This window comes from Flavobacterium okayamense, assembly GCF_019702945.1.
Classification (GTDB): Bacteria; Bacteroidota; Bacteroidia; order Flavobacteriales; family Flavobacteriaceae; genus Flavobacterium; species Flavobacterium okayamense.
Window position 1 is genome coordinate 2,002,181 of sequence record NZ_AP024749.1, and the last position, 13,659, is coordinate 2,015,839.

At 28.5% G+C, this 13,659-nt stretch carries 7 protein-coding genes; 5 read left to right on the plus strand and 2 right to left on the minus strand.

Going from position 1 to position 13,659, the window contains the following annotated elements:
- Window positions 1-21: 21 nt before the first annotated feature.
- From KK2020170_RS09325 to KK2020170_RS09345, 5 genes are all read left to right on the plus strand, one after another.
- Window positions 22-2,895 carry a sensor histidine kinase gene (locus KK2020170_RS09325; RefSeq protein WP_221258068.1) on the plus strand — a complete coding sequence of 958 codons (2,874 nt, stop codon included), beginning with the start codon at window positions 22-24 and terminating at the stop codon, window positions 2,893-2,895.
- 6 nt (window positions 2,896-2,901) lie between these two features.
- Entirely contained in the window at window positions 2,902-3,657 is a 756-nt protein-coding gene (locus KK2020170_RS09330) for a LytR/AlgR family response regulator transcription factor (protein WP_221258069.1), read from the plus strand.
- A gap of 116 nt (window positions 3,658-3,773) precedes the next feature.
- The gene (locus tag KK2020170_RS09335; protein ID WP_221258070.1) at window positions 3,774-6,545 is read left to right on the plus strand and encodes a T9SS type A sorting domain-containing protein; all 2,772 of its coding nucleotides are present in this window, start codon (window positions 3,774-3,776) and stop codon (window positions 6,543-6,545) included.
- Between the two features lie 33 nt (window positions 6,546-6,578).
- Window positions 6,579-7,115 carry a hypothetical protein gene (locus KK2020170_RS09340; protein WP_221258071.1) on the plus strand — a complete coding sequence of 179 codons (537 nt, stop codon included), beginning with the start codon at window positions 6,579-6,581 and terminating at the stop codon, window positions 7,113-7,115.
- 23 nt (window positions 7,116-7,138) lie between these two features.
- The gene (locus tag KK2020170_RS09345) at window positions 7,139-8,497 is read left to right on the plus strand and encodes a S41 family peptidase (protein ID WP_221258072.1); all 1,359 of its coding nucleotides are present in this window, start codon (window positions 7,139-7,141) and stop codon (window positions 8,495-8,497) included.
- A 765-nt stretch (window positions 8,498-9,262) separates the two neighbouring features.
- Here the strand turns inward: KK2020170_RS09345 and dgt are convergent.
- Entirely contained in the window at window positions 9,263-10,090 is an 828-nt protein-coding gene (gene dgt, locus KK2020170_RS09350) for a dGTP triphosphohydrolase (RefSeq protein ID WP_221258073.1), read from the minus strand.
- A 16-nt stretch (window positions 10,091-10,106) separates the two neighbouring features.
- Window positions 10,107-13,346: an Eco57I restriction-modification methylase domain-containing protein gene (locus tag KK2020170_RS09355; RefSeq protein WP_221258074.1), complete on the minus strand. Its 3,240-nt coding sequence runs from the start codon at window positions 13,344-13,346 to the stop codon at window positions 10,107-10,109.
- Between the last annotated feature and the right edge of the window lie 313 nt (window positions 13,347-13,659).

Genomic DNA, 13,659 nt, shown 5'->3' on the forward strand with positions numbered 1-13,659 from the left:
TATTTCTATTTTTACAAAATTATGAAGTATTGTTTTACAATAACATTTTTAATTGTTTCTACTATTTTATTTTCTCAAACTCCTGTTATTTATGAATTTGGTAATGAGTTGAGCAAATATAGTAATGAATTCTATGACATAATTGAAACTCCAAATAAAACCAAATGGCTTTCTTCTGAAAATGGGTTACTTACTTATGATGGAAGAAATTTTAAAAAAGTAAGAAACGAAAAACAAAAAGGAAATACAGTTTTTAATCTTCAAATTGACGAAGAAGGAAAACTATGGTTTAATAACTTATATGGACAATTCTTTTACTTAAAAAATGATAGTATTTATTTATATGAGGATTTTAATTCAATTCTAAAAGGAAGATTAAGTCAGTTTACGGTTAAAAACAAATCGGTTTATTTATTTTCTTCAAAAGGGATTTATTGTTCAACTGAAAATAAAACAATTAAAATTAGTGATAAACCTGCTTTAACGTATTGTTATGCAAACGGAAATGGATATTTTTTAGACAATGATAATAATATTTTTAGATTTGATTTTTCTACTAATGAAATCACACTTGTATCTAATTTACAAATAAATAAATCATCTTCTAAACCAATACTTTTTTCAGTAAACTCAGTTTGTTTTTTGTTTACAGAATATAATGGTAATGGAAATTTCTATAAAATAACTGAAACAGATGTTATCCAGGTTAATAGTCCAAAAAACAAACTTTTTGAACGATTAATTAATGTAAACGTTATAGGAAATAAAGTTTTCGTGCTTTCTTATAACGGAACGCATTTGTTTACTTATGAAAACGAAAGTTTTGGTTATAAAAACACTTTTTTTAAAGATAATAAAGTAAGTAGTGTTTATAAAGATTCTGAAGATAATTACTGGTTTACAACGTTAAAAGACGGAATTAAAGTAGTTCCTAATTTAAATTTATTTTCAAATAATTATAACTACAAAAAATACGGATATATTGTAGGTTCAAAAGTTAAAAGTAATAACGAAGTTATTTTTTACACCGATTTGGGTTACTTGCTATTATTTAATTCAGATAAAGGAATTACCAATTTCTTAAAAGTTCCAACAAAAAACATCATTTCTGCAATTGAAATAGACCAAGAAAAAGCATTAATTTATATTGGTGTTAATAATAACGAAAGTTTTATTTATGATTTAAGAAACAAGACATTTACAAAGACATCGCTTTTTAATGTTGCAAAGGATATAAAAATTATCGATGATAAAGTATTGTATTTAACTTATAATAAATCTGTTTTATATAGTTTTAATGCAAGTCAAGTTTTAGAAAATATTGTTGATGATTCTAGAGCTTATACTTCACTTTACAGCAATTCAAGAAGAGAGTTTTTTATTGCAACTGCAAATGGTGTTTTCAAATTTAGTAATGAAGTAAAATCGCTTTTAAATTGTGATAATGAAGTTTTTCATGCTACTTCAATAGTACAAACGAGTAATCAAACGGTTTGGTTTTCTAGTGTAAGTAATCGTTTGTTTTATTTAAAAGATAATAAGGTTTCTAATTACCAATTTAAAAATTTTGCACCCAAAGAAATTAAATTCATCAAAGCCTTTAAAAATGAGGTTTGGTTGGCAACCGAAAAAGGGTTAATAAAGATTGATATTGAAAATAATTTTAAAGAAACACTTTTTAATACACGAAACAGCGGAATTGAAAGTACAATACAAACCTTAGAAATACTCAATGATAAAATATTTTACACGAGTAATAAAGAAATATTTAGTATTAAAAAAGATTTATTAAATACAAAACAAACTGAAATTCCAAATGCTTATTTTACATCGGTAACTGTTTTAGATAAAGAAATTGATTTTAATAAAGAAATTGAATTAACTCACGAGAAAAACAATGTTAAATTTTCTTTTAATTCAAATGCATTTAATAATTCCGAAAATATATCTTATAAATACCGTCTTAAAAACTATGATAATTCTTGGAGACAAATAGAAGATGCGGAACGTTCAGTGAAATATTTATCAATTCCTCCAGGAAATTATGTTTTTGAAGTTTTTCCTTATTACGTAGATGAAGTCTTAAAGAATGATAATAAAAAAATTGAATTAGCAATTGTTGTAAAGCAACCTTTTTGGGAAACAATTTGGTTTATGTTATTAATAGGATTTATAATAGTAATAATATTATTTACAATAATTACTGTTGTAAATAGATTTAAACTCAACAAGAAAAATAGAGAAATTTCTGAATTACTAATCGATAAAAGAATGACTTCTCTTCAATTAGAAAATTTACGTTCTCAAATGAATCCGCATTTTATTTTTAATGCCTTAAATTCAATTCAAGATTATATTGTAACAAACGAAAAGAAATTGGCGAGTTCCTATTTGATAAAATTTTCCAGATTAATGCGTTTGTATTTAGAACAAAGTCAGGTAAACGAAATCTCATTAAAAGAAGAAATAGAAACATTAGAACTATATCTATCTTTAGAAAAAAACAGATTTGAAGCAGATTTTGAATATGAAATAAAATATGATGATAACTTATTAATTTCTCAAATTAAAATTCCATCTCTATTACTACAACCTTTTATAGAAAATGCTATTAAGCACGGATTGAGTAATAAAAAAGGAAATAAGAAAATCGTAGTTTGCTTTTATCAAAAAGCTAATTTTATTGAAATTATTATAGACGATAATGGAGTAGGGAGAGAAGCAACTCAAAATAAAGAAAACGAATATAAATCTTTTGCTACAAAAGCTACAACAAAACGAGTTGAGCTTATAAACAAAAATTACAAGAAAAACATTTCAGTTGATATAAAAGATAAATACGATGAGCTTAAAAATCCATCTGGAACAACTGTAATAATTAAAATTTCTAAATAAGAGAAAATGAACTGTATAATAATTGATGATGAAAAGAGTGCTAGAAGTTTAATTAAAACTTTTTTAAAGGAAAATTTCCCTCAATTTACGACCTATTTTGAAGCTTCAAATTTAGAAGATGGAGTTACTATTATTAAACAAAATAAAATAGATATTGTATATCTTGATATTCAAATGCCAGGTGAAAATGGTTTAGAAATAAGTAAGTATTTTGATGAAGATAATTTCATTTTTAAAATCATTTTTACAACAGCGTATCATCAATATGCAATAGAGGCATTTAAGTTAAATGCTTTAGATTATCTTTTAAAACCAATTGATGAAACTGAATTAGTAAAAGCTACACAAAAAGCAATTTTAGAAATTGAAAAAAATGAATTAGGAAATAAATTAGAAAACCTAAAACAAGCTTTAAAACAAATAGCAATTACAAAAATAGCATTAGATGTTCCTAAAGGAATTTTGTTTATGAATTTAGACGATATTGTCTATTTTGAAGCAGATGGAATGTATACAAAAGTGCATTTAAAAACGAACGAAACTAAATTGGTAAGCAAACCCTTAAAATTCTTCACAGATCAATTAGAAAACAAACCAATATTTTTTAAATGTCATAGAAGTTTTCTAGTCAATTTAATGTTTGTAAAAGAATTGATTAAAAATGATGGTGATTACCTAATTTTAGATAATAAACAAACAATTCCTATAGCAAAATCTAAAAAAGATGAATTTATAGCAGTAATCAAAGATACGTTTTGGTAATTTACTTTATAAATAAAAATCAATGCTTTAGAAATAAACTAACGCACTTCACAAAATAGCCATTAAGTAGTCTTCATTTATAAAGTTTCTTTGTTGTGTATTTAAAAAAAAACACAATGAAGAAATTTTTACTATTTACAATTGCAATTTTTTCTTATGCTCTCAATGCACAAACAGTTGTTTATGTAGATGTAGATGCCACAGGAAACAATGATGGAACCAGTTGGGCTAATGCTTACAATTCTTTACATAACGCATTAAACAACACAAATGTTGCTGGTGCAGAAATTTGGATTGCAGAAGGAACCTATAAACCTATTAACGCTTCAACTCCATTTTTAAACCAATATGGTGTTAATATTTTTGGTGGATTTGTGGGTACAGAGTTAACAAAAGCAGATCGAAACGTTGACCCATGGTTACATCCAGTATATTTATCAGGAGATATTAATGGAGATGATTTAAACGAAGTACCTAGCGCATCATCAACAAATAAAAGTGATAATGCAACACGTATTTTGCAAATTGAGCCAACTACTGTTAGTGGAACTACTTTAAATCATGTACAAGAAAACATTGTAATAGATCGTATTAATTTTGTAAATGCCTACGGTGGAAGTGCTTTATACAGTCATCCAGCTAGCGGTACTAACTATACACAAAATCAAATCACACTTTTAAATTGTCGTTTTGCACGAAACTACGCGGCAACTAGACCAGCTTTTGATATTTGGGCCAATATATTTGGAGGAAGTAGTGCAAATCCTATTAAAACGTTTTCATTACTTAACAGTATAGTAGATGAAAATGTTTCTCAAGTTGGTTATGCTTTTGAATATAGAGGACTTCAGGATTATGATAAGATTTTTATAGGAAATAATTTATTTATTGCAAACAAAGTAGAAGATGCAGGAAAGTCGGGTAGTGTAGCTAGATTTATTTCTAACGGAGCACAAGGTCTTAGTGTGTTTTTTAATAATAATACCCTTTCTTTAAATCAAGAAGGAGCTGGTGTTGCGGCTTCAGTAGCTAGTTGTATTCGCTTAGAGAGAACTACAGGTGGCGTAGGCGGAGCTTGGTATAACAACATTTATTATAACAATATAGGAACAAGTGAATTTGTAGGATTTACTACTTCTGGTGTAGGTATAAATTTTGGTGATACTAACGCTCGTGATTTCACACCTAGTAATGATATCTCAAATTCTATATATCTACCAACAACCCCTTTTGTAGATATTTCTTCAGGAAATTTTGAACCTTTAGCAGCCTATCGTCAAAATGGAACTATGGGTGGTTTTGGAGGCTATAACTTCTCTGATTTTCCAGCAACTGATTGTTTTCAAAATTCAAGAACATATTCAAGCGGTACAATTATTGGTCTAGGAGCTATCCAACATGCAAATACGGCTATGTTTCATGGACCTGGAGATATTGCAAATCTATCTACACCTGCACCAGTAGGTGATATTTTTGTAGATGCATCAGCTACAGGTAATAATGATGGTACATCTTGGGCAGATGCTTATAACTCTTTATATGATGCTTTAAATTCTACTAGTTTTGTGCCTGGAGGAAAAGTGTTTGTAAAAGCAGGAACGTATTATCCAACAACAGGAGGATTTACGGTAAGTGATGATAATGTTCAAATTTTTGGAGGTTTTGATGGTACTGAAACCGATGAAAATGATAGAGATATGTCGCTGATTTACACAACAAATGCTACCATTATTTCAGGAGATGTTAATGGCGATGATATTGCCGGAGATTTTGCATCTAACAAATCAGATAATCTAGCACAATTAATGAATGTTAATACAAACTTAGTTACTCTTGATGGTTTTATTTTTGAAAGTGCTCATAAACCAAGTGGTAGTAATCCTGTAATTTATTTTCCAACAACTTATAACACATCGTATTTTACGCTAAAAAACAGTATCATTAGAAACAATTATACTGGTAATGGATTACTGATGGATTATAGATATTTTACAGATACTATTGAATTTATTAATGTTGCTATTAAAGGAAATTTAGTTAATAACGGAATTTGTTTATTCCAAAGTTCAAGTAGTAATACACCTATCGATTTTAATTTTGTGAATTTAGAGTTTACAGATAATCAGTTTAATTCAGATTTTGGTGCTATTTGGCTTAGAGAAACAGGAACTTCAAATATGAATACAACAATTATTAATTCGACTTTTGTAAACAATCAAAATGATTTTTCTACAACAGCAATCAAACATTTAGTTAATATTAGTTCTGCAGGTTCTTTAGATAATAATGTTGATGTTTATAATTCTATTTTTTATAATAATTACTACAATTCTTCTATAGTTAGTGATAAGGTTTTTGATAATTCTAAAACTGGTGAAGGGATTAATGGAGATTTAGATATTGATAATTGTATTGCACCTACAATTTATCCTTATACATCTAATATTGATTCAGATGCTTTTAACATAAGTACAGCAAATCCTAATTTAGATGCTGATTATAAACCGACTTCAACTTCGACAGCAGTTATAGATCAAGGAACTAATTCATTTTATAATTCTGGTTTATTTGGAACTTTAGATGCATCTGGAAATACAAGATTTGTTAATACTACAATTGATTTAGGTGCTTATGAATACAACACTGCGTTAAGTAGTTCAAGTTTTTCTACAAACGATTTTAAACTTTATCCTAATCCAGTAACTAATTTCTTCATTATAGAAGCTAAAGAAGCTATTCAAAAAGTGGAGGTTTATAACTTAATGGGAACAAAAGTTATGGAAACAAATCAAACTCAGGTAAATATTTCGTTTTTAAATGCAGGTATTTACTTAGTAAAAATTTACTCAGAAAATAAAGTAGGACTTCAAAAAATTATAAAAAAATAAATAGTAAATAATAAAAGTTAAAAATCAATAATCATGAAAAAAGTAATTTTATTCGCATTCTTAATTTTATCAAGCCTAACATTCACTTCTTGTAGCGATGATGATAATACTAAAGAAAACTACGCTAAGCTTAACGACGAAAGTTATAGTTTAAAAACAGGTTTATATTATTCTGACACCAATAATGATGGAACTTATGAGTCTTTACTAATTATTCATTCAGAAGGAATTACTTATGATGAGGTTAATGATGAATTTTCAGGTCAAGGTAGTATAGCTGTAATAGAAATTGATCCACATGCTTTAGAAGATTTTTCAGGAAATTATACACATGTAGATAATAATGTAGGAGTTGTTTTTTATCCATTATATGATTTTGATAATACAGGTAATGGTAAAGCTCCAGCTCCAGAATATTATGAGTTAGATACATTTAGTTTATCTATTGCTAAAAATGGTGATACTGCTACAATTAATATTTCAGGAGAAGCAACAAATGAAGATACTACTACTGCACTTCCTTTTGAAATGTATTACAATGGAAATCTTACATTTAGTCTAATAGATTAATTAGAGATATAATAAATAACTTTATGAAATTGAATTCCTTAACGTATTTACTTCTTTTAAGTTCTAGTTTTATAATGAGTCAAACTAAAGCTTATATAAAAACTGAGGAAGCTAAAGCTGATTTAGAAGAATTAATACAAACTTTTGAAGAGGTACATTATAATCCTTATTTTAAAACCTCAAAAGAGGAATTCAATTTTATTAAAGCTCAAACTATTGAAAATTGGGATAAAGACTCTATAGCTTTAAAAAATTTTGTTGCAACAGGAATGAAACTGACAGCTTTGTTAAGCGGTGGTCATTCTTATATGGATTGGCAAAACCTTAAGCTTTTACCCGAAATAAAGCGGTATTCTTTTCTTCCACTTACTGGCAAAATCATAAATGGAAAATTTGTAGTAACAAAGTCTAAATTGTCTAATATAAAAGTTAATGATACGGTACAGACAATTAATGGGTTAGGAACTTTAGAACTCTACGAAGAATGTTTGTCTTATATTGGCGGAATTGATGGTTTTAAAAATGCAACTTGCGAAAAAGCTTTCCCATTATACTTATTTTTTAATCAAGCTTTACAACCTCCTTACGATATTGTAGTTTCACAATACAAACGTTCATTTTCAAAGGGAATAGATTTGAATGAATTAATAGAATTTATTAACTCAGAACAAGTAAAATCAGATTATACTTTTGACATTATAGAAGATAATATTGGCTTAATTTCATATAATAGTTGTAATGATTATGAAGCCTTTACAAAATTTTTAAAAGAGACATTTCAAAAAATTAAAGATTTAAATGTTGATAAATTAATAATTGATATACGTGAAAATGGTGGAGGAAATTCCAAGTTAAACGATTTGTTACTATCGTATATCACAAAAAAAGACTATCGTCAATCTAGTGGACGTTATTGGAAAGTAAGTGAAAAATCCAAAAAAGTATATTCAGAAAATAAAGTTTATGAAGACTTGTTTGGGAAAGAATTTTTAAAAAAATATTTAGACACACCTAATCAAGAAGTTATAGAAAGCTTTACCAACGATTTAGTAACTCCAATATCAGTAGATAATTTTTTTAATGGTAAAACCTGCTTTTTAATTGGACCTAATACTTTTTCAAGTGCAAATTTTTTAGCAGATGCCATAAAAACTTATAATATTTCTACATTAATAGGTTTACCTACTGGCGAATACACTAACGATTTTGGAGAGCAGTTTAGTTTTACTCTTAAAAATTCTGGTAACCTAGTATTTGTTAGTTCTACATATGATATTGGAGCAAATGGTAACAAAGATGTTTTAGAACCTGTAATGCCTGATATTTTGGTTGATTCTAATATTCTTAAATATTCAGTTAAATGGTTAAAATCCTATAAATAATAAATTGTTAATTTTAATAGATATGAAAAGGAAAATTTATGTTGTTTTTATTTTTTTACTAGCTTCTTTATCAACTCAAGCGCAATTTGGTAAAATGTTGAAAAACAAAGCTAAATCTGCATTAGAAAAGAAAGTAAAAACTACCGATAACTCTAGTTCAAATACTTCAAATGATTCTAATACTAATAATGATGGAATAGCAGAAAGTTCTTCAAGTTCTAATGTTGAAAAGAAGAAAACTGAAATATCATCTAAAGTGGTTGATAATGGCTTATTATATTTATCCTATACATTCGGAATGTCTTCTGGAGTAAACAATTATGCTGTTAACCAAGTGAAATTAAGTCGTCAAATGACAGATTTAGGTGATAACGTCGATATTTTACCAGTTCATGATTTAGAATATCCTTGGCTACGTTTTTTAACTACTCCCGAATTAGAAATGATGTCACCAGAGGGTTATATTGGGTACGAATTAGTTTCAGGTTCTTATGTTACTAAAATTGGTCCGGATAGATCACAAACAATGGAGCTAGGAACAGGAATGCCTGTTTTAACAAGAGGAATGCTTATTGCCGAAGATATTTTTGTAATATACGCAGGTTCTCATCAAGGAGGACATGCTTTTAATGTTCCTTCATATATGGATCAAGAGGATATTACTATTATGAATATCGTAGGAAAAGGCGAACAACAATTTCATTTAGATTGGTTAGAAAAAGCAAAACCAATTGTGAAGGAGTTCGAGGCTACTTTAAAAGCTAATTACGATAAAGCAGCAAAGGCAAGTTTAGCAAGTATCAAAATGCCAAAAGCAGGTAGTATGAATGCAAATAGCGCCTTAAAAAACTTTGCTACAACTAAAGTTAAAGAAACAATAGCTAAAGACGGTGCGCAATTGTTAAAATTGAATATTGAGTCAAACGATTGGTCTATTGTAAAAAATAAGTATACAGGACGTATTTTATATAGATGGATTAAAGGTTCATTTACAGCTAAAGATTCACATGGGTATTTTAATATAGCACCTAAAGTAGAATATGTTAATCTAAAAGAACCATCTAATCTCCCATAAGATTTTTTGGTTAATATTCGTAATGAATTAGCATTTCCTTCAAAACTTTTTAAGTCACTCCATTCATAATCCTTAAACAAATTTCTAAATTTAATATCTTCAGGTTTATCCGTTTCTTTGTCAACAAAAAATTTTGAAATAGCATCTTCTCCTGAATGACCAAAAGCAGGATTTCCAATGTCGTGCGCTAAACAGGCTGAAGCAACAACATTCTTTAGGTGATTTTTATAAAATAAATATGCAGTTCTATTAGATTTTACCTCATTAAATTCTGAGATTTTTTTTCCAACTAATTTGCCTAATGACCTCCCAACACTTGCCACCTCAAGTGAATGAGTTAGTCTATTATGAACAAAAACTTCATCAGGTAAAGGGAAAACTTGAGTTTTGTTTTGTAATCTTCTAAAAGCACTTGAAAAAATAATTCTATCCCAATCTCTTTCATATTCAGTTCTAATTCCAACTTCTGAAGTTTTAACGCCAAAACGTTCATTTGAAAAACAATTAATCCAATTCATTTTTATATATTTTTATTTAACTATTCTCAACAATATCTATTTCTTCTTGTGTTAACCCGTACAACTCATAAACCATTTGGTCGATGGCTTTATCAGTAGCATCAATTTGAGCTTTTAAATCTAGGGCTTGTTTTTTATAATCTTCAAACAAATCCATCCACTCAATTTCATCTTTTTTGGTTAGGGGAGTGCCACCAATTCCTTTTATAGCTTTATTGAGTTCTTTTATAAAATCTGCAAATGATAATTCGTACCAGTTTTCTAATTTCTTAGTTAGTTTATCCAAATGAAACTGACCTGAAAAGTATTTTATGAATTTTGAATTGATTATTTGAAAATCAGAATTTAATGAAATTATTTTTTCTACTTTTTCAATAAATGGTTTTTGAATTTCTAACGATTCAATTTTAGGTAATGGAAATGGTTCAAGGTATTTAGTCTTAAATGTAAAAAAACCACCTCTTAAGACATAACCAGTACTACTTAAATAAAACCACAATAATTTTGAATTAAGAATGGCTAACCAAAATTTATTATCTTCTTTTATAAACTTGTTTTTCGCTAGAGTATAACATTTTGTATTATGAAATAAAGATTTTGTATCTAAAGTCATATTAGTTCCCAATGAAATTTCAGGAGTAATTATCTTTTCTTGTTCAAATAATGAAATCTCTCTGGAACGATGCAAACTATACCATGCTTTTGGATTAGTTTTATATCTTATTTTTTTCTCAATTAATTCATTTTTAAATGGTAAGATATATTGATATGCTAAAGGATAATTAGATTTAAAGTTATCTTCTTCAAAAGGGATAGTTTTTCCGTTTTTTTCTTCATGAGGGTAAAAGCAATAATAATTTGCATCTAAGCATTTATATTTTTTCACATCTTCTCCTTTTAATAAAGGTCTAACAATATTTGCTTCTAAGGTAATTTCTTGATTAATTTTATCAGAGAATCCAATAAATTTATCACCAATAATTTTTCCTTTCATTAAATAAATGTCATCACCAACAGATACTACTCCTTGACTAATATTTTCAAAAACATCTTTTATTGTTAAAGGTTGTTTGTTGATTTTATCGATTAATGATTGTTCACATTGACTATTTAAATTCCATTTTTCACCTGATAAAATTTTGTAGTCAATTATTTCAAAATCAAATACATCAAAAATCTCCAAAGGTTTAATTTGCTTGTAATTAAACTGTTTATTGTTCTTAGATAGATTGATTATACAGGTATAAGTTGATGCATCAGCAAAAACCATCTCTGAACCAAAATGAATTAGACTTTCAACAGCTTTTTTATCAACAAAAAAGTTTCTAATCCCAACACCAAAATCACTTATTAAAAACTTGTGTGGCAAAATAAATGATACAACTCCCTTTTGATTTATTAGGTTATAAGAATGCTCCATGAAAAGGACATAAACATCAAATCTGCCTGTAGCTGATTTAAATTTTTTTTCATAAAACAAACTTTCTTTTTCAAAATTTTCCCTTAACCCTTGAACTCTTAAATAAGGAGGATTACCAATAATAACATCAAAACCACCATTAGAAAACACTTCAGGAAATTGCTCTTGCCAGTTAAAAGCTTTGTCGCCGGCAACGGTTTTACTTTCAATTAATGAGTTACCGCATTTAATATTATTGTTTAAACTGGTTAGTTTACGTTTGGGTTGTGCGGTGCGTAACCATAGAGAAAGTTTAGCAATTTCAACACTTTCCTCATTTAAGTCAACACCGTAAATATTGTGTTCCAAAATTTGGTTTTCAATATCAGGAAATGCAAACCCGCCGCCAAATAACTGTCGGTTCAGCTCGTCTATAAAACTATGTTCTTTAATTAAAAAGTCTAGTGCCTGGTTTAAGAATGCTCCTGAGCCACAAGCAGGGTCACAAATAGTAATTTGCAACAACCAATTGCGGTACTCTTGCAACTTTTGGTCTAGTTTTTTTATGGTTTCGGCTTGTCGGTTCTTTCTACCTTTAGCATACTCTTCATCTACAATGCCAAGCTCTTGTTTCTTTTGCTCACAAAGTTTCCCTACGGTATTGTCAACAATGTATTTAGTGATGTATTTTGGGGTATAAAAAACACCATCTTTTTTGCGTTTGGTTTTTTGTTTGTCAAATTCAGTTCCTTCAATTTCGGCATTTACACTTTCAATTTCGTTTAGTGAATGCTCAAAAATGTGACCGAGAATATTAACATCTACTTGACTCTCAAAATCATAAGCCGAGAGTTTTTTGGTATGACGATAGAGTAAGTCGTCATCAATTACCATGGCATCCAAAACAGCATCGGGTTGAAATAGCCCACCATTATAGGCGAAAACTTCTTCTTTTTTATCTGTCCCTTTTCTACCAGTGTCTAGATAGCCAAAATATTGCTTGTAACGGTCGTATAATGGAACTTGAACATCTAACTCTTCTAATGCTTTCCATTCGTTTAAAATGGTTAAAATAGAGTTAGGTGATAATAATCCTCTATCTTCAGCAAATAAGATAAATAAGAAACGATCGATAAGTTTTTGCGACTTTTTGAATAGAGCCAACTTGATGTTCTTTTCCGTTAGTTCACGTAAACTATCGTTTTTCATATTGCGTTTTACCAAATCGCGATACAATTCACGTTTAAACACAGAATAATCGGCATAAAACTTTTTGGTAATACTTTCTTCTTCAACAATAGAAGCCTCTTTTATGGCTAACGGTTTGTTGTTTAGAAGTTGGTCTTTTGCCAAACACAAGTAGAATAATTCAAATTCCTTTTCGGTAAGTGTAAATAAATTGAACTCTTCAAAATCAACCGCATTGTTAATGTAAAAACGTAGTTTTTCAAAGTTAGATGTAATTACATAAACACACCCCACTTGATTAGCTTTGTAATCAAACGCCTGTTGACGAATGCTTTCCAAGTCTTTGGTATTCGTACCTTTTAACTCAATTACAGCTAGTGCTTTATCATCTTTTAATATGGCACCATCGGCTTTTTTACTACCTTTTTGGTTTTTAAGTTCAGTAGTTAAATTGAATTTTGGAGTAGGGTTAAGGGTATAACCTAAAATGTTCACAAACAGTTCTCGTAAAAAGCCTTCCTGGAATTGCTCTTCTTTGCTATTGCGAATATTGTCTTGTGTTTTAGCATCGTGAAAAAACTTCGTAAATTTTTTATACGCTTTTTCAACTTCTGTTTTGTCCTGTTGAGCTAAATATTTTTTTAGTACCGATTGCTGAAATAATGGCATTGTAATGTATTATAATAAATGATTCACAAGCTTAAGTTATTAAACTTGTTTTATTGGTAGGGGGAATTCAAATTTAATAAATTTATCGTTGTAATGTAAGATAAGTTTTAAACTAAGTTATCAACAAAAGAAACTAAAGGAAAGAAAAATTATTAGCTAATTGAATTAACTTTTAATAATTTTACAGTTCGAAAATATTTAATCGCGTAAGCTTTTATTTGGTAAAAGAAAACTAGGAATCTTCTAAACAACCAAACTAAAAGGCTTACGCCTGTGCATGATACTTGCGTGGGCGTAGTCAATTGGTTGTTGG